This window comes from Streptosporangium sp. 'caverna', from assembly GCF_003203775.1.
Lineage (GTDB): Bacteria > Actinomycetota > Actinomycetes > Streptosporangiales > Streptosporangiaceae > Streptosporangium > Streptosporangium subroseum.
Map to the genome: position 1 here is coordinate 3,072,490 of NZ_CP029711.1, position 17,020 is coordinate 3,089,509.

Here is a 17,020-nt window from a genome sequence, read left to right on the forward strand (position 1 = left end):
ATCCGGGCGATTACCACGCCGTTCTTCTTCTCCACTCGCGTGACTATGGCCACATCACCCAACACCGGTTACTCGGAGCTGGTTGTACTGCGGCCGATGACACGGGCACACCATGATGCCGACGCCGTCCGCGTGACCGGCTGAAACTCGAAGGCCATATGAAAAGGAGCGGGGTCCCCATATGGGGACCCCGCTCCTTCGGCCTGGTCGGCCGCCGTAGATCAGTGCTGGACGGAGGTGGCGAGGGCGTTCTCGTAGACCTGGACGAGCTCCTGGCTGATCCGCTCCCACGAGTAGCGGGACCGGGCGCGGTCGGCGCCGGCGAAGCCGATGGCGGTGCGCCGGGTCGGGTCGGCGAGCAGTTCGCGGGTGAGGCGGGAGGTCTGCGCCGGACGGTCGGCCGGGATCAGCAGGCCGGTCACCCCGTCCACGACGGAGTCGAGGTGGGCGCCCACCGCCGAGGCGATGATCGGCACGCCGCACGCCATGGCCTCCAGGGCGACGACACCGGCGGGGGCCTCGCGCGGCAGCGAGAGGACCACGTCGGCGCTGCGCATCAGCTTGGCCACCGAGGCGTGCGGGATGTGCCCGAGCAGGGTCACCCGGTCGTCCACCCCGATCTCCTTGGCCAGCAGCATGATCCGGTGCGCGTCGGCGTCCTGGGCCAGGTTCGTGTGGGCGGGTCCGCCGGCGATGAGCAGCTCGGCCTCGGGGATGCCCTCCAGCGCGCGAACCGCGGTGTAGACGCCCTTGTCCTGGGTCAGCGGCCCGACGTGCAGCAGCCGGGGCCGGGTGCCGCGTGCCGCGGCCGGGCCCTGGCGCCGGAAGCGCTCGATGTCGACGCCGCAGGGAATCACGGAGATGTTGCGGCGCGGCACGCCCAGCCGGATCAGCGAGGACTCCTCGTCTCCGCACCCGGCGATGACCGCGCTGGCCCGGAGGCCGATGGCGCGCTGCAGCCGGACCTTCTTGACGTCGTGGGAGTTCTCGGTGCTGAAGGTCTGGGTGAACGGCACGTCGAGGCCGTTGGCGCCGGCGATGGCGGCCAGGCCACCGGTCCAGGAGTGCGCGTGGATGACGTCGGGACGGTCCTGGCCCCAGCGGTGCATGAGCTGCTCGCCGAGGTCGGACAGGTAGGGCAGCATGCCGTCCTCGGGCAGGTCCTGGGCGGGACCGGCCGACAGGTTCTCCAGCGTGACGCCCTGGGAGACCCGGACCCGAGCCTTGCCGGCGTCGGAGTTTCTGCGGGTGTAGATGGTCACCTTGTGGTCCCGGCCCAATTCGCGGGCGATGGACAGAAGGTGGGCGCGCTGGGCGGCGAGGTCGGACTGGTCCTGGGTGGAGGAGAGAGCCTCGGAAGAAACGAATGCAATGTTCACGGCACACCTCTGGGAGGAGATAGGCATAAAAAGCCTGTGATTCCTTCAGGGGTGCCTGCGTCTTAGGCACACGTCTGTATGACTCAAACCATACCCGGATCCGCGCCGAAGGCAAACCTCAATACTTCCTGCTCTGCCTCAGCTCTTCGGCCCGGGCGCTCGGCACCTGCAGCTGAATCGTGCATCCACCCAGGTCATGATGGATATCAAGGCGGTCGCAGAGCTGCCTGGCGATCCAGAGTCCGTCGCCGGGCTTGGCCGTGGCGCCCGGGGGCAGGAAGCCGGCGACCGGGTCGGCGACGCGTCCGCCCTCGCGGTGAACGTGGCAGGTGATCGCGCCCAGCCGTTCCCAGAGCCGGACCGTGACGGGCACCTCCAGCAGGGCGGCGATCTCGTTGACGACGACGGCGAGCAGGGCCGCGCGGTCGGGGCTCAACCCGAGGAAGGACGCCTGCCCGGTGATGAACGCCCGCAGGGAGTGCAGGGTGTCCGCGTGGACGGTGGCCGCGTCCTCCGGCGGTTCGAGGGGCAGGACGGAGTCGCATTCGCGGATGAACTCCACGGGATCGATGTATTCGGAGCAATCCAGCGCCGTGTAACCGTCCGCTGACATCGCGGGGTGGGTACGCCGGGCGGACCTCATCACCTCCGGGTCCAGGACCCTCTCGTCGTAGGGGCAGAGCATCCAGACGTTGGTGCCACGCAGCAGCAGGTTGAGGCTCGCCTCCATGCGCTGCCAGGCCCGGACCTCGCAGGCCGCCCGCCCGGTCCACACGGGCTCGGCGATGATCCGCACATGCCCGCCGCACGGAGCCTCCGGGGCGCGCCGCTGCCAGTAGCGGTGGAACGCCGTGGCGCGCTCCACCGTCCGGCGGCCGAGAAAGCCGCTCTCGGCGTAGTCGATCAGGCGGCCGTCCCTGCCGAGGGCGTTCCCGAGGAGCTCCAGATTGGCCGAGGTGGTCGCGACCATCACCGGGTCGCCCTTGGCCAGCCCATCCTGGATGAACGGCAGCGCGACCGCCAGGAACCGGCGATCGGAGTCGTAGACCGCCGCCTGGTGTATTGAGGTCATGTCAGGTCGTCCCCGCTCAGGCGCAGGCCGGGCGTCGTGTCCCAGCCGATCATCTTGATCAGTTGGTGGACGTGCGAGGACTCCGGCGACAGGCACAGGGACCTCGGCGCCTTGAGCCCGGCGGCCAGATCGATGATCGCCCGGAGCCCGGCGAGGTCAACGAAGGCCAGTTTGCCGACATCCACGTGGATGTCGCCGGACATCCGCCGCGCGGCCTCATGCAGCGCCGTCGTGAACACCGGCAGGGTGGCGGCGTCCACCTCGCCCTCGACCCTCAACCCGTGGGGATTGACCATGGGCCTGATCTTGAGGAGCCCGCCGTCGAAGCGCAGGCCCATGCTCACCTCACGGTCATGGATTCCCCGCAGGCGGGGGAGCTGCTCCGGGGCGAACAGGCGCCGGTCGTACTGGCACACCGCCATCGCCGTGCCGGTGTCCAGGATCGGCTTTATCCGGGATTCGTACTCGACGAGCCGTTCCGGGCCGGAGCGCAGGGCGCAGCTCATCTCGCCGGTGACGCGCAGCGCCCGGTAACCCTGACGCAACGCGCCGGCGGCGGCCCTGGCCAGGGACTCGACCGCCAGATCGGGGTCGAAACGCCCGTCGCTGAAGTAGATCTCCTCCGCGCCGTCGATCCGTAACTGGCCCCGGGCCAGGAAAGGATCCGGATCCACGCCCCAGCCCCGGAGCAGCCCGATCAGAACCGCCGGGTGGGTCATGTCGGTGTGGTAAACGACCTGATCCCCCCGCGCCAGCCCGTCGGAGACGAACGCGGCGAGCACCGGCTCGCGCTCCTCGTCGTCGTCGAAGGTGAGACAGAGATGCTCTCCCGGCCGAATCCAACCGGGAGAGCGCTGATCATCGTCCTCGGGTGAGGTCATCCTTCGTCTCCACACTGCTGGACACGAGCGCTCGTCGCGTGGTGAGACCACTAAGTTACGCCAAGTTACACGACACGTAGGGCGAGTATCACGATCTCGTCCCATACCCGTCCGCCGGAGAACGCGTGCCGGTCCTCCTCCAGCGTCTTGACCACCGCCGCCGGAGACTGCGTCACACATCGCGCCAGCACGTCGGCGAGCCGGCTCTCACCGTATGACTCGCCCAGCTCGTTCTGCGAGGCCACCAGCCCGTCGGAGTAGAAGACCAGGGTCTGGCCGGAGGTCAGCGTGAGCTCCTCGTCGAACATCTCGGCCTCGGGCGCGATGCCCAGCGGCACGCCGCCTCCGGCGGTGAACCGTACCCCGCCGTCGGGCTGCAGCAGCGCGGCGGGATGGTGCCCCGCGCTGGCCAGCCTGATCTTGCGTGACCGCACGAACCCCGCCACGGCCATCACGAACATGCCGTTGCGCTGGGCGATCAGTGCCTGGTTCAGCTTGCGGAGCGCCTCGCCCGGATCGGACTCCCAGACGCTGAGCACGCGCAGCCCGTTGCGCACCATGGCGCTGACCGACGCGGCCTCCTCACCCTTGCCCGCGGCGCCCCCGAGGGCGAAGCCCCAGCCGTCCTGAACGGGGAAGACGTCGTAGAACTCGGCGCCGACCGGGCTGGAGCCCGCGTGGTAGATCGCCGCCGCCTCGAACCCGGGGATGTTCGGCAGACTCCGCGGCACCACGCTGGTGCGCAGCGCGTCGGCGGCCTGGGAGCGGGTCTGGAAGCTGCGCCGGGCGCGCAGGGCGAGCCCGAGGTGGACGCCGATCTCCTCCATCAGGCCCAGGTCGGCGAGGGAGAACGGCTCGCGGTCGCGCAGCCGTACCAGCGTGAGAGCGCCGAGGACGCCGTTCTCGCCGCCGATCGGCACGATCAGCACCGAGGCCGCGCCCATGACGCGCAGCAGCGGCGGCCCGCCGGGGACATCGCCGAGCAGCGTGTCCTCCTCCAGCATCTCGTGCACCACGCCCGAACCGCCGGTCAGCACGTGGGCGATGGCCGGTGCGGTCAGCGGGTTCATCCCCTCGATCAGGCGGACGAGCTGGGTCACCGGCTTGTCGCTCGGGCCGAGCGCGCAGGCCCGCCTGGGCACGCCGTCGCGGACCACGTCGGCGATCACCCAGTCGGCGGACTCGGCGGCCAGCAGCCGCGCGGCCCTGGTGACGGTCACCGGCTGGCGCAGGCTCTCCTCGTCGAGCAGCAGACGGGTCATCCTGGACAGCAGCTCCTGCCGCCGGGCGGAGGCGAGGACCATCGAGGCGTCCGACCGGTCGACCGGTCCGGGGGGCGTCCCCGCGACCTGAGCCTCCAGCGGGAGGATCATGATCGCGATCATCTCCTGCGGCTCACCCGGCATCGTCAGCCGGGTGATGGCCAGCTGCACCGTGTGCGCACGGCCCTGGTGGGCCAGCCGGGTCTGGAACGTCGCGGTCTGCCCGCCCTGCTGAACCGCCGTCAGATGCGAGCGGAACGCCGCCCGCCGGGAGACGTCGACGAACAGCGGGAACGAGCGGCCGATCAGGTAGCCCGCCGGGCTGCCCAGCATCTGGGAGGTTTCAGCGCTGATCCGCCGGACCACTCCCGAACCGTCCAGCACCACCACGGGGACCGGGAAGGTGCGGAACACCTGCCGTAGTAGTTTGAGCTCCCTCTGTGATCCGCTCTCTCGCTCACCGGACCGCTTGGGCGTCTTGCGCAGCTCGCGCAGGGACGCCTCCAGCAACTCGCGGGCGGTGTCGAGCTCGGCGAGCGCCGCGTCAAGTGTGGACCGGGGGTCTGCGGGGTAGGCGGATTTGGCCTCCCGCAGGGAGGAGACCCTGGTGGTGAGCGCCGTCAGCGCTTGTTCCAGGGCCTGAAGGCCAATGATGTCGGTCAATGCTCGTCCTCGTCGGCGGCCGGGATGGGGCTGGTCCCGTCGTAGACGGTACGCCACCCGGTGGATCAAATCGATGCGCGGTCAGATAGTGATTAAGCTAACGAAACCGGGAAGGGATCTCGCGATATGGATATGGTCACTCCCGTTCTTGCCCGTGACCTCGCGGCCCTGGGAAGGGTCAGCGAGGAAACCTCGAGCGAGAGCGTGCTGCGCGGGCTCACCGTAACCCTTGCGAGCGGTGTGCCCGGTTGTGCCGGTGGTTCCGCCGAACTCTGGCGCGAGGAGCGGATGGTCGTCTCAGCCTCGCACAGCGAACTCATCGTGCTCGTCAACAGCGAGGGCGAACTCGGCGAAGGTCCGTCGGCCGAGGCCCGCGCCACGGGTCGCCCCGTGATCGTCCAGGACGTGCTCCGCGAGCCCCGTTGGCCAGACTACGTCGGTATGGCGGTCCGCTGCGGGGTCCGCTCGGTCCTGGCCATGCCGATCACCGTCGAGCGCGCCGTCCTGGTCCTGGGACTGTACGGCGTGCGGCCCGGCGTCTTCGCGGCCAGGAACGTCCCCCCGCTGGCCGACATGCTGGCCGAGCAGGTGAACGTGGTGCTGGCCAACATGTGGGACTACGACGAGGTCCGGACCGACGCCGCCCAGATGCAGGAGGCGCTGGCCGGCCGGGCGATCATCGACCAGGCCAAGGGCATCATCATGAAGTCCAGCGGTTGCTCGGCCGAAGCGGCCTTCGACGAGCTGCGCAGGATCTCCCAGCACCACCAGGTGAAGGTGGCCGACCTGGCCCGGCTGCTGGTCGACGAGCACCAGCGCAACCAGGAGACGAAAAAAGAGGCCTGAGGAGCGAGGAACCCCCGGCCGGACGGGTTGGGCCTCCGGCCGGGCCGGTCGGCTCAGCCAAGCCGGTCAGGCTGGTCCGGCTGGTCGAACGCGGCGAGCGCGTCGTCGATCGTGTCGTAGAGGGGCAGACGCTGGGCCAGACCGGTGATCCACATCACCTTGGTCTTGGCGTACTCCACCCCGATGAGGGCGAACTTGGCCTTGGCGGTGGTGCTGAGCTGCCAATGGTGGACGATGAGCCCGAGCGCCCGGGAGTCCATGAAGGTCACCCCGCCCAGGTCCAGGGCCATGTCAGGGCCGTGCTCGCCTGTCTCGGCCGCCAGGTAGTCGGCGAACTGATCTCTGGTCGTCGCATCCAGCAGGCCGATCACCTGGACCACGTTGATCCCGCCGACCCGCACCGACGTCAGAGTCAGGGCTGCCGATCTCTCGCCGTTCTCCGACACCGTCACTCAGAGCCTCCTCGCCATTCGATTAGCAACCCTACTGTTACCTGAGTGCGAGTAATACTCCGGGAATCCGGGGAATACTCGAAGCAGAGGTCCAGCAGAGGGCCTTGCCTCGAAAAGTGGTCGAGGCGATGCCGTCTGCCCGGAATTGCTCCGTGGGTCGGTTCGCCCGACAGTAATACCAGGGAGCAGCAATGTCTGTTCAGGCACTCGAAATCACCGACATGACCGCCGAGGACCTCCTCGCCGAGATGGTCCTGCCTGAGGTCTCCGAATACCGCGCCGAGCGTCTGCGTGAGCGCATCGTCGAGATGCACCGCTCGCTCGCCATGGAGATCGCCCGCCGCTATCGCTACCGTGGCGAGCCGCTGGAGGACCTCCTCCAGGCCGCCTACGTCGGGCTCATGAAGGCCATCAACGGCTTCGACCCGACCCTCGGACACGCCTTCCGCGGCTACGCCGTGGTCACCATGACCGGTGAGGTCAAGCGACACTTCCGCGACCGCACCTGGGCCATTCGCGTCCCCCGCGTCTACCAGGAGCGCAGGGCCGAGCTGAACCGGCTGGTCGCCGACCTCAGCCAGGATCTCGGCCGCGCCCCGACGGTCGCCGAGCTCGCCGTGAAGATGAACATCACCGAAGAGGACGTCCTGCTCACCCTCGACGCCTCGGCCGCGTACAGCGCCCTCTCGCTCGATGCCCCGCTCGGCGCCGACGACGACGCGGCGGCACTGGGAGACGTCATCCCCGACGAGGACGACGCACTGGGTGTGCTCGTGGACCGCGAGGCGGTCAAGCCGCTGATCGACAAGCTGCCGGCGCGGGAGAAGAACATCCTCCTCCTGCGCTTCTTCGGCAACCTGACCCAGGCTGAGATCGCGGCGGAGTTCGGCATCTCGCAGATGCACGTCTCTCGTATCCTGCGGAAGGTGCTCGACCAGCTCCGTGAGGAACTGATCGCCGAATGCTGATTACACCGCTCGCCATCGGGCACCCCAGTCGGCGACGATACGACGTGACTGCGACGATGCGAGACGGTACGACATGAGTGTGACCATGCGACGTGACTGCGACGTGACATAGGGTGCGTTGAAATGATCCCCAGATGTTGAGGACAGCGCCACGATGGACCAGGGGAGGCGGATTCCGGGTGAACGAGGACGGTGCTCGTCCGGATCGCTTCTTGCCGAGCGCTGATCGTTCCCGATCCTCCCTCGCCGGAACCGCCGTCGCCGAGCTTGCCTTCTTCCTCCCCGACCTGCCTGACGTGCGCGATTTCGCCGCCGCACAGGCTGTGCGCGGGGGGATGCCGGAGGAGGATCTGGCCGACTTCCTGGTCGCGGTGAACGAGGTGGCCACCAACGCGGTCACGCACGGTCATCCCACCGCCAAGGCCGTGCTGCGGATGTGGAACGTCGGGCGGACCCTCGCGGTGGAGATCCACGACGAGGGCCGGTGGGATCCCGGCCCGGCCCCCGGCGAGACGCCGCCCGCTCCCCACGCGACCAGTGGCATGGGGCTGTGGGTGGCCCGGATGGTCAGCTCGGACATCACCTTCGAGACCGGTGTGTCCGGCACGTTCATCACGATGTTCTTCAAGGTCTGAACGGGTTCTTCCGAATACGCCTCACCCATGGGGTGACCGACCATGAGAAGGAGTGCCATCCGTGTGGATGGCACTCCTTCTCATGTGACTACGCCCTTCTGGATACATGCCGCCCATGAGGTGGCCGACCACAAAAAGAGCGCCGTCCGTGTGGATGGCGCTTCTTCTTGTGCGAACAGGCCCTTTCGAATACGTCTCACCCCTGGGGGCCGACCGTGAAAGGAGCGCCGTCCGTGTGGATGGCGCTCCTTTTCATGGGGCTGTTCTTGGTCTGTCGTCAGCGGCCGATCAGCGGCGGGTGCGGCGCCAGTTCCCGCTCCGCGTGGCGCCGGCCGTACCGATCCCGGCCTGGTGCAGCGCGAGGAGAAGCAGGCCGAGGAGCAGGAAGGTGGTGCCACTGATTCCGGCGATGCTGGTGCCGATCAGATCAAGTAACAGGCCGAGGCCGAATACGATTGCTGCAGCGATTGCGAGCATAGGTCACCTTGTCCCAGCAGAAGAAGTGGTCAGGAGCTGCTCCAGCATCGCCCGGTAGTCACGCAGGGCGGTGCGGAGTTCTTCGGTGTCGTTCTGGTCGCTGTTCTTCCAGCGGCCCTGGAGTTCGGCGGTCCGGGTCTCCAGCGCGGTTCGCAGCGAGGTCGTGATCTCGTCGAGCAGGGAGTCCGCCCGCTCCACCGAGTCGCGGGGATCGTCCACGAAACCCGCCTGAACCTCCTGCCAGCGCCTCCGCACCTCGTCCGGGTCGTGATCGAACAGGGAGGTGCTCGCGGCGGGCTGGTCCACGGCGGGCGCCGTGCCCTGCCGGTTGGAATCGATGACGGTCACGTCCTGGTCGAGCCCGTCGCCCGGCGGGTCGGCGACGACCGCCGGGGTGCTGTCGTCGAGCCCGTCATCGTGGCGTGTGGAGTCGATCACCGGCGGCTCCTGGTCGAGCACGTCGCCGGGCCTGCCGTCGTTCAGGTCGTCGTCCAGCTTGTCACCCAGGTCGTCGTGCCCCGGGCGGGGGTCGTCCACGCGACCGGCCACGAGGCTGTCGCCCGAGCGGTCGTCCCCCAGATCGTCGCGTCGGTCGTCCAGATCGCCCGTCCGGTCGTCGTCCAGATCACTCGTCCGATTCGGGAGGGTGTCACCGTGGTGCTCCTCGAATCCAGGGGTTACGTCAGTGCGCTGTGATGGCACGTTCAGGTCGTCTTCGTCCTGCTTGTTAAGAAGGTGATCGTTGTCTCGTCCAATTCGATCGTTCATTTTGATTACCGTCCTTGCGCGTCGCGGCGGGCAGCTCGCTCGTCGTCGTTGATGGGTTCCTGGTGGCCGGCGTCGGCGGCGTGCCGGGGAGGCTGGTCACCGGTGACGGCGCCGCCGGAGTCTGCGAGCAGTTCCTCGAACAGGGCGCGGTAGTGCACCATGGCCTGCCTGAGCTCCTCGGTGGAAGCCTCCTGATGGGCGGCGCGGCTGCTGATCTCGTGGGCCTGCCGGTAGTGGCCGAGGGTGCGGCCGTGCACGACCGAAAGGTCGGAGAGCCGCTGCTCGAAGTCCTCGGTCGGGTAACCTCGCTCAGCCATCACGGAGGTCACGAGCTGGTCGGCTTCGGTCACCGCAAAGCCCGGGGCGTCCACGAAGCGCTCCTGGACCTCCATCCACTTCTTGGCATAGGCCTCGCGCGTTTCGGAGTCGAGCGGGCGGATGTCGAGCGAGTTGACACGCTGCTCACGGGCGGTGAGCTCCTGCTCGGCCTCTCGCCGGGTGTCGCGCTCCTGCACGGTACGTTCGTACTCGGGGCCGAATCGGTCGCGAAGTCGGTGTCGGCGTTGTTGCTGCAGTACGAAATAGCCGACTGCGATGATCGCCACCACCGCGGCCACGACGACGGCCACCCAGATCACGGTGGACATGTCTGCCTCCGGTTGTATAAGCGGTTGTTCCCGTGCGCTGCCCCAGGGTCAGGGCTCGAAACCGCCTACGCATGTCCGTGATTTTTCGCTAGGCAATCCACATGTCGCTTTTATCGGTCCTTATCAAGGAACGAATGCTTTTTTAGATTCTTCTTTACCCGTCGTTCGGCGCCCACGGGTCGCGGCCCGTGGGCGTGTCCCCAAGTCCTGCTGTGACGTCCCTGCTCAGTCCTGGGCGGGCTCCAGCGCCCTCCGGGCCTCGGCCAGGACCGTTGCGACGAGCGACCCTTCGGGGGAGGCGGGAATCTCGAAGAACCCCCGCTCGGGCTCATAGGCGATGTCCAGATCGCCGGAGACCAGCCGGCCGGCCCAGCGCAGCGCCGTGTTGAGCTTTTCGGCGGGGATCGTACGCCCCTGCGCGACGGACGACAGATTGCGCAGGTTCGTCGCGGGACCGGACTGGTTGTGCGCGCGGTTCAGCTTCCACGGGATCGCCCGGGAGTGGTCGAGCATCGGCTTGGAGAGCCCCGCGGCCCGTTTCGCCTGCAAGATCCCGGACTCGCTCACTCCGAACCGCGCGGCCAGCTCCGCGTTCGTCAATCCCCGCCCCGCCAGTCGTCGCAGCTCCTCGTGGTCGATCAGTGCCTTACGCCCCACGTCTCCCAGCCCTTCGCCCGATCGCATGTTTCGGCGGACGTTGTGGCGTGCACAGGTCCCTCCGATCTGCGCTAAGGTTAGTGACGTCCAGCCCGATAGGGCGCAGGACAGACCGGGACGTAGCGCAGCTTGGTAGCGCACTTGACTGGGGGTCAAGGGGTCGCAGGTTCAAATCCTGTCGTCCCGACCAGGTTTTTACTGGTCGGCAAGGGTGTCACCCGAAAGGGAGGCACCCTTTCTGCATTCTGAGTGACTAAGTGAGTGACTATCGCTCCGGTCACGTGAAGATCCGGTCCATTGCTTCGGCGCCACCGAGGAGTACAGGGCGGATCTGTTTACGGTAGACCGCCTCGGTGACCGCGGTTCCGCTGTGGCCGACGAGTCGCGCGGTGTCCTCCAGGGGAACGCCGGAGTCGGACAGCAACGAGACGAAGCTGTGCCGCATCTCCCGTGGCGTCCAGTCCTGCGCGGGCAGCTCGGCATCTTTCACGATCTTCCGGAATGCCCGCCGTACGTTGTGGGAGTCCAGGGGAGTGCCGACCAGGGATGCGAAGACGAGATCGTTCTCCTTCCACTTCGCGCCCGCCGTCTCCCGCTCCTTGGCCTGTTGCGCCCGATGCTGCTGGAGGGCTTCGACGCAGCGACGAGGCAGCGCGAGAGATCTCCGTGACTTCCGGGTCTTGGTATCGCCACCCTCCCGTACGGAGCGCCACACGGCGATCCACGGGGGAGTGTCGGTGCCGGGAGCGCCGTCGAGATTCACCTCCGACCAGGCGAGCGCCCGCAACTCCTCCGTACGGGCACCGATGAGGAGGGAGAGCACCACGTAGGCGTACATCCGCGTGTCTCCCGCGGCCTTGAGGATGGCTTCCGCCTGGTCGAGAGTGAGTGCTTTGGGCGGCCGCCCTTCCTTTCCTTCGGGGACCTCACAGAGACCCACCACACCGCCAAACAGAGCGTCAACGAAGCTTTCGTCCACGCGCTCACTCAACGGTCGTTCCACGACACGATCACCAACGGACGCGGCTCCACCACCTGGGAGACCACAATCACCGCCCGCATGCCGTACGCCGACGAGCGCGACCTGATGGCCCTATCGGTCGGCAGCCCCATCCTGATCATCCGCCGCATCCTCGCCGACAAAGACGGCCGCCCCCTGGAGATGACCGAGATCAAGGCCGACGCCGAACGCTTCGAGACCGTCTATGCCCGCGAGAATTTCACTAGCCAGCCCGAGGGATTCGACACTGACATCCACAATCCCGAACAGCTCCAGGACAGGCCTGATCCCGAACCAACCGGCCGCATCCTGTTCCTGCTGTGATTTGGCTGTCAATCTTCAGCTGATGGTTGCCAGAGGCAGATCTCTTCAAGACGGACGCGCCGCCCACATAGTCCGCACCAGTCGCGTTCCATGGTGGGCAGCCCGGTGGCGGCACGTCTGGACGCCGCCAGAATCTTGTTGAGCGGTTCGAGACGCTTGGCGAAGCACCGCAGCACCCAAGTGTCATGATCTCCCCACCATGAGCCGAGTTGCAGATGTACTGCCGTTTCATCGTCGTACCACCAGAGATCCGCCGGTCCGGTGGCCTCCGGCACGACTGGAGGGAGCTCATCTGACGCGATCACAGGGATCTCGCTCGTGTCGACTGTCAGCCCAAAGGCACGATGCGGCCACGATCGGACGACAGCGAGCAGCGCGTGGCTCTCAAGGCGCTGCTCAACTGACCGATTGATGATCTGGTACGGAATAGGCGGGGACAGCGCCATTGCGACCCGCCCGTCTTCCAGAACATCGACTCCCCACGTCCAATCACCGTCAACGATTGCGGGGAACGCCCAGCCGTAGAGAGTTTCGCGAGCCTCCATCTCACCTTCAAGGCCGTGGTCCATGCCGTTCTCTCCGGGCATGCCGTAGAAGAGACCGCCGTATCGCTCTTCGAAGTCGACCATTGCCGTGACTACGCTTGGCGGTATCGGGACCGAGGTTCCGGTTTGGTCAACCGAACAGCCAAGGGCTTTGATCTGCTCTGTCGGGGTGGCAGTGATCCGCTTGCCGTACGTCAGGAGTAGGTTCCGCACTCGGGGTGAGACCGATGGATCATCGAAGATGTGCACTTCGCCAACCTACGTAATGCATGATCACTCGTGTCGATGTCCAGTTGATGATCGTCGGGTTGGCATTGGCTCAGAGTTTCTTTACTGGTTCAAGGCGGCAGCGCTCCGCGCCGCCGCAGGCGGCCCTGCGCTTGCCCATCAGCCGGGCTGCGGCCCTGGCGGCCGGTCCCGGCTGGCAGCAGCTACGGCCGCCCTCCACACGAAGATCCACGCTCGGCTCTATTTACTCGTTTGTGCTCTCGTTCAGGAGCATCGCCATGACACTCTGATCTTATGAATGAGCCCTCCACCGAATCTTTCGGGCAGATCGATGGATCCAGCAGCTCCAAGTCAGCGATGCAAGCACTTGGAGCCATGGGTTCATCTCGTGAACCTCGCAATAACGCCTACGTGGTTCGTGGGGTCAGTAGCGTTCTGATTTTTCTGGCTGGCTTCGTTGCTCTGCTCTCGGTACTGAATGGAAACGAAAGCTTCGCTACCGTGGCTATCGTGTTTGCGATTATTGGGATCGGTGGCCGAATCGAAGCAGCAGTACGACTGCGATCCTGAAGCTCAGATCGTCCCTGCTCAACAACATTCAGGCATGCAGTTCTAACAGCCAGTTCCGGTTGGCAGCTCCGGCGACCCTCGTCATGCCTAGCACTCCCAGCCCCAGTGCGCGCTGCCGCCTGCCGCTCCGACCGCCGGCCCAACCGCTTCGCGGCCCCTACGGGGTGCCATTCGGCATTGCGCCAGCCGTCTCCACTCGGTGATCTCAGGAACGTCCACATGGCGAGGAGCAAGGACTCTGCCGCAGTGCTTCCGGTGCTCGCGCCTGGCGGCACTGCGCTCCGGGTCAGGTTGCCACCGGACGACACGGTTATCGGATCACGGTCATTGCTGGTCGGGTACGGCAACGCGACTACGAGGAGGTGTGTGCCGTGCCCGACCAGTGGTCATCGACCGTGCGCCCCAGGTTGCCTAGTTCGTACAGCATCCGGTGGCGCTCAGCGTCCTCCCACGCCCAGATGACCGACCCGATGTCGCCCGACGTACCGGCCGTGACGATGACCTCTTGGCCGTTGACGCGCTTCGTGGCCGCATCGCCCAGGATGACCCAGCCGTACACAGTCACGTCCCCCGAGCAGCCACGATCAGGGCAACCATCTGTTCGGGATACTCGCTTCTCACCGCCTGGAGGTCGGAGCCGTTGCACAGGGAGACCAGGTGGCCGCCCGAGCGCGGACCCATAGTCGCCGTGGCTACACGCCAGCCCTGCGGACCCTTCACGGTCAGCTCCGGCGGGTGCCGCTCCATCCACGACCGAAGAGGCGGAATGGGCACCGTGCGGGATCTGGCGGCACGGGTTCACGGTCTGCGGCTCGCCGATGACGTCATCGCCGGAAGCGACCTGATCCGGCCCGCCTTTCGCGAACTTGACGCGGCGGTACGCCTCTACCGGTGCGGTACCCACACCGAGGAGGCAGGTCGGGCGCTGCTGGTCAACATCGGCGAACTGGCACAGATCGTTGGATGGATCGCCAGCGACGCGGGCCGGCACGACCAGGCCGCCCAGACCTACCAACTGGGTATCAGCGCGGCCCGCGAAGCCGGAGACGGCTCCCTAGAGGCCAACCTCATCGGCTCTCTGGCTTACCAGATCGCCAACGTCGGCGACGCCCAGGAAAGCGTGGCACTCACCCGCGCCGCACTGGACGCGGAAGGACGGCATGCCTCACCACGGCTTTGCGCCGCGATCGTCGACCGGCTCACCTTCGGCGGCAACATCATCGAGACCGGCACCGAGTCCTACTGGCTCGCCCAGACCCGCGTCCAGGCCACCGCCGCCACCGCCACCGGCAAGGCTGTCGGCTGATCTTTTTCCTGGCTCGTCCTCGACAACGCGCGGCCATCGTCACAGCGTCGAGGAAGAGCCCCAGCGACTCGTCGAAGGTCCGGCGGTAGCCCGGACTACCGGGAGCCCGCCACAGGGCGCGACTTGTAGAAGGACTCCTCCAGGTAGGCGGCCTCGTGCGGATGGTAGGGCTCCTCCAAGTAGGCGACCTCATCTTCGTCGAGTTCGACGTCCACCGCGGCGACCGCGTCGGCCAGCTGGGCAGGCTTGGTGACCCCGACGATGGGCGAGGTCACCACCGGGTTGCGCATGACCCAGGCCAGGGCGACCTGGGCCGGGGACAGACCCCGCTTGCTCGCGATCTCGTGGACGCGCTCGGCCACTGCCTGGTCCTCGTCACGGTAGAGGATCTTGCCGCCCTCGTCGGTCTCGGCACGCGCCGTGACGGTGTCCCGGGCCCGCGTCAGCCTGCCCCGCGCCAGCGGGCTCCACGGGATCACGCCGACGCCCTGGTCGGCGCAGAGCGGGAACATCTCCCGCTCTGCTTCTCGGTGGATGAGGTTGTAGTGGTCCTGCATCGACACGAACCGGGTCCAGCCGTTCAGGTCAGCCAGGTACAAGGCCTTGGCGAACTGCCAGGCGTACATGGAAGAGGCTCCGATGTAGCGGACCTTCCCGGACTTGACCGCGTCGTGCAGCGCCTCGAGGGTTTCCTCGATCGGGGTGTCGTAGTCCCAGCGGTGGATCTGGTACAGGTCGATGTAGTCGGTCCCCAGTCGCTTCAGGGAGGCGTCAAGCTCGGCGAAGATCGCCTTGCGGGACAGCCCGGCGCCGTTCGGGCCGGGGCGCATCCGCATCCAGGCCTTGGTGGAGAGAACGACCTCCTCGCGCCGGGTGAAGTCCTTGACCGCCTGGCCGACGATCTCCTCGCTGCTTCCGGCGCTGTACCCATTGGCCGTGTCGAGGAAGTTGACGCCGTCCTCGAGGGCCTGCTTGATGATGTCCCGGCTGGCGTCCGCGCCCAGCGACCAGGGCTCGCCGCCCCGGTCCGGCTCGCCGAAGCTCATGCAGCCGAGGGCGATGGCGGAGACTTCCAGTCCGGTCGTTCCAAGTTTGATGTATCGCATGCTTCCGCAATCTAGGAATTGGAGTGCGCTCTAACGCAAATTCGGAGGCGTGGGGCATGTGCGCCCTGGTTTCGACCGTTTCGGCCCGACGTACCAGAGAACCCAGTAGTAGCGGGTGTCCGGGAACTGCACGCGCTTGCGCCCAGAGCTCATGCGCCCGGAGTGCTGGCCCCTCCAAGCCAGCCTTGTGCTTTCCCTCTCGTGATCGGACGCAGCCCGGGGGAGAGGGTGGGCTGATGCGCGGAACGATTCCAAGGGATGAGGGAAGCGGGCTCAGTAGCCTGCGGCAATCTGTACAGCAGCGCTGGCGCCGGCTAGATAGCCCGAGGCGATGGCGGTAGCCATAGACGGGGGGACGGAGGCAGCCGCGTCCCCGGCCGCATAGAGTCCGGGGACTCCGGTCCGGGACATTGCGTCTACCTTGATCGCCTCGACGCTGAGCATCTCGTCCGGCTGGGTCAGGCTCGCTCCGAGGTCACGGGCCAGCGAGGAACGCTGGTAGAGAGTCGTCTTGACCAGCAGGGCGCTGATGGGGAGTTCACCGCCATCGGCGAACACCGCGGCCCGCAACTCTGCTCCCGGCCCGTCGAGGCTCGTGACCGGCCGCTCGTCCAGGCCCACGCCGCCGACGGCCAACTGCTCGCGCTGCTGATCGGTCAGCTCGCTCCCGTTCGTCAGCAGCGTGATCCGCTCGCTCCAGGCACGGAGGTTCAGTGCACCGTGCACGCCGACCGCACCGCCGGCGAGAACGCCCATGGGGCGATCGCTGACTTCCCAGCCGTGGCAGAACGGACAGTGGAAGACCGAACCTCCCCAGCGTTCGTCCATGCCGGGCAGCCGTGGGTAGCGGTAGTCCATTCCGGGAGCCAGGACCATGCTCCGTGCTCGCTCGCGACGGCCGTCGCCGAGGGTCACAGCGAAGCTTCCGTCGTCCTCCTGTACGCCGTGGCTGGCCTCGCCCTGGTGTAGCTCGACGGACGAATAGGCCATCAGTTCCGACCGCCCTGTGGCATAGAACTCGGCGGGCGAGCGTCGATCATGGCCGAGCAGGCCTCCGATGCCCGCAGCGGCGAGGTTGCTCTGCCGGCCGGCGTCGATGACCAGGGTGGTTCGCCGGGCCCGGGCGAGCGTGAGCGCGGCGCTCAGTCCGGCGGCCCCCGCGCCGACCACGATGCAATCCCTCATGCCAGTGTCGCTTTCTTTCATAACACTCACTGAACCAGCCGCTGACGTG

General features: G+C 67.1%; 20 protein-coding genes and 1 tRNA gene. 6 read left to right on the forward strand and 15 right to left on the reverse strand.

Going from position 1 to position 17,020, the window contains the following annotated elements:
* Positions 1-221 precede the first annotated feature (221 nt).
* From DKM19_RS13585 to DKM19_RS13600, 4 genes are all read right to left on the reverse strand, one after another.
* A complete protein-coding gene (locus DKM19_RS13585; protein ID WP_239514237.1) occupies positions 222-1,379 on the reverse strand; it encodes a glycosyltransferase in 1,158 nt (385 codons plus the stop codon).
* 118 nt (positions 1,380-1,497) lie between these two features.
* Positions 1,498-2,451: a sensor histidine kinase gene (locus DKM19_RS13590; RefSeq protein ID WP_110696002.1), complete on the reverse strand. Its 954-nt coding sequence runs from the start codon at positions 2,449-2,451 to the stop codon at positions 1,498-1,500.
* On the reverse strand, positions 2,448-3,332 hold the full coding sequence (locus DKM19_RS13595) for an MEDS domain-containing protein (protein ID WP_162641467.1): 885 nt from the start codon (positions 3,330-3,332) through the stop codon (positions 2,448-2,450). The genes DKM19_RS13590 and DKM19_RS13595 overlap by 4 nt, the downstream gene beginning before the upstream one ends.
* A gap of 65 nt (positions 3,333-3,397) precedes the next feature.
* On the reverse strand, positions 3,398-5,257 hold the full coding sequence (locus DKM19_RS13600; RefSeq protein WP_110696004.1) for a SpoIIE family protein phosphatase: 1,860 nt from the start codon (positions 5,255-5,257) through the stop codon (positions 3,398-3,400).
* 126 nt (positions 5,258-5,383) lie between these two features.
* Here DKM19_RS13600 and DKM19_RS13605 point away from each other — a divergent pair, with 126 nt between their 5' ends.
* On the forward strand, positions 5,384-6,103 hold the full coding sequence (locus tag DKM19_RS13605) for an ANTAR domain-containing response regulator (protein WP_110696005.1): 720 nt from the start codon (positions 5,384-5,386) through the stop codon (positions 6,101-6,103).
* Between the two features lie 53 nt (positions 6,104-6,156).
* On the opposite strand, the gene DKM19_RS13610 is transcribed toward DKM19_RS13605, so the two are convergent.
* Positions 6,157-6,555, reverse strand: a complete 399-nt coding sequence (locus tag DKM19_RS13610) for an STAS domain-containing protein (RefSeq protein WP_110696006.1) — start codon at positions 6,553-6,555, stop codon at positions 6,157-6,159.
* Positions 6,556-6,746: 191 nt separating this feature from the next.
* Between DKM19_RS13610 and DKM19_RS13615 the strand changes: the two genes are divergently transcribed.
* Both DKM19_RS13615 and DKM19_RS13620 read left to right on the forward strand, forming a co-directional pair.
* Positions 6,747-7,523, forward strand: a complete 777-nt coding sequence (locus DKM19_RS13615) for a SigB/SigF/SigG family RNA polymerase sigma factor (RefSeq protein WP_110696007.1) — start codon at positions 6,747-6,749, stop codon at positions 7,521-7,523.
* A gap of 212 nt (positions 7,524-7,735) precedes the next feature.
* The gene (locus DKM19_RS13620; protein ID WP_239514238.1) at positions 7,736-8,158 is read left to right on the forward strand and encodes an ATP-binding protein; all 423 of its coding nucleotides are present in this window, start codon (positions 7,736-7,738) and stop codon (positions 8,156-8,158) included.
* A gap of 288 nt (positions 8,159-8,446) precedes the next feature.
* On the opposite strand, the gene DKM19_RS13625 is transcribed toward DKM19_RS13620, so the two are convergent.
* The 4 genes from DKM19_RS13625 to DKM19_RS13640 form a co-directional block, all read right to left on the reverse strand.
* Positions 8,447-8,635, reverse strand: a complete 189-nt coding sequence (locus DKM19_RS13625; RefSeq protein WP_089212875.1) for a hypothetical protein — start codon at positions 8,633-8,635, stop codon at positions 8,447-8,449.
* A gap of 3 nt (positions 8,636-8,638) precedes the next feature.
* On the reverse strand, positions 8,639-9,403 hold the full coding sequence (locus DKM19_RS13630) for a hypothetical protein (protein WP_110696009.1): 765 nt from the start codon (positions 9,401-9,403) through the stop codon (positions 8,639-8,641).
* Positions 9,404-9,408: 5 nt separating this feature from the next.
* Complete coding sequence (locus tag DKM19_RS13635; protein ID WP_110696010.1) at positions 9,409-10,050, reverse strand: hypothetical protein; 642 nt, start codon at positions 10,048-10,050, stop codon at positions 9,409-9,411.
* Between the two features lie 225 nt (positions 10,051-10,275).
* Entirely contained in the window at positions 10,276-10,734 is a 459-nt protein-coding gene (locus DKM19_RS13640; protein ID WP_239514239.1) for a hypothetical protein, read from the reverse strand.
* Positions 10,735-10,820: 86 nt separating this feature from the next.
* Here DKM19_RS13640 and DKM19_RS13645 point away from each other — a divergent pair.
* Positions 10,821-10,897: transfer RNA gene (locus DKM19_RS13645), tRNA-Pro, on the forward strand.
* A gap of 87 nt (positions 10,898-10,984) precedes the next feature.
* Here DKM19_RS13645 and xerC read toward each other — a convergent pair.
* Positions 10,985-11,698, reverse strand: coding sequence for a tyrosine recombinase XerC (gene xerC, locus DKM19_RS13650; protein WP_239514240.1), 714 nt, complete (start codon positions 11,696-11,698; stop codon positions 10,985-10,987).
* Here xerC and DKM19_RS13655 point away from each other — a divergent pair.
* Positions 11,582-12,031 (forward strand): UTRA domain-containing protein, encoded by a 450-nt coding sequence (locus tag DKM19_RS13655; RefSeq protein WP_204359079.1) that lies wholly within the window; start codon positions 11,582-11,584, stop codon positions 12,029-12,031. The two genes, xerC and DKM19_RS13655, sit on opposite strands and share 117 nt — an antisense overlap.
* An 8-nt stretch (positions 12,032-12,039) precedes the next feature.
* Here DKM19_RS13655 and DKM19_RS13660 read toward each other — a convergent pair whose 3' ends face one another.
* The 3 genes from DKM19_RS13660 to DKM19_RS13670 all read right to left on the reverse strand — a co-directional run bounded on the left by DKM19_RS13660 (position 12,040) and on the right by DKM19_RS13670 (position 13,933).
* Complete coding sequence (locus DKM19_RS13660) at positions 12,040-12,825, reverse strand: hypothetical protein (protein WP_162641468.1); 786 nt, start codon at positions 12,823-12,825, stop codon at positions 12,040-12,042.
* A gap of 70 nt (positions 12,826-12,895) precedes the next feature.
* Complete coding sequence (locus DKM19_RS49410; protein WP_162641470.1) at positions 12,896-13,036, reverse strand: hypothetical protein; 141 nt, start codon at positions 13,034-13,036, stop codon at positions 12,896-12,898.
* A gap of 690 nt (positions 13,037-13,726) precedes the next feature.
* Positions 13,727-13,933, reverse strand: coding sequence for a hypothetical protein (locus DKM19_RS13670; RefSeq protein ID WP_110696015.1), 207 nt, complete (start codon positions 13,931-13,933; stop codon positions 13,727-13,729).
* Positions 13,934-14,140: 207 nt separating this feature from the next.
* Here DKM19_RS13670 and DKM19_RS13675 point away from each other — a divergent pair, with 207 nt between their 5' ends.
* Entirely contained in the window at positions 14,141-14,680 is a 540-nt protein-coding gene (locus DKM19_RS13675) for a hypothetical protein (RefSeq protein ID WP_110696016.1), read from the forward strand.
* Between the two features lie 95 nt (positions 14,681-14,775).
* Here the strand turns inward: DKM19_RS13675 and DKM19_RS13680 are convergent, their stop codons facing one another.
* A complete protein-coding gene (locus DKM19_RS13680) occupies positions 14,776-15,786 on the reverse strand; it encodes an aldo/keto reductase (RefSeq protein ID WP_110696017.1) in 1,011 nt (336 codons plus the stop codon).
* 273 nt (positions 15,787-16,059) lie between these two features.
* Positions 16,060-16,971, reverse strand: a complete 912-nt coding sequence (locus DKM19_RS13685; protein ID WP_110696018.1) for an NAD(P)/FAD-dependent oxidoreductase — start codon at positions 16,969-16,971, stop codon at positions 16,060-16,062.
* Positions 16,972-17,020: the final 49 nt, after the last annotated feature.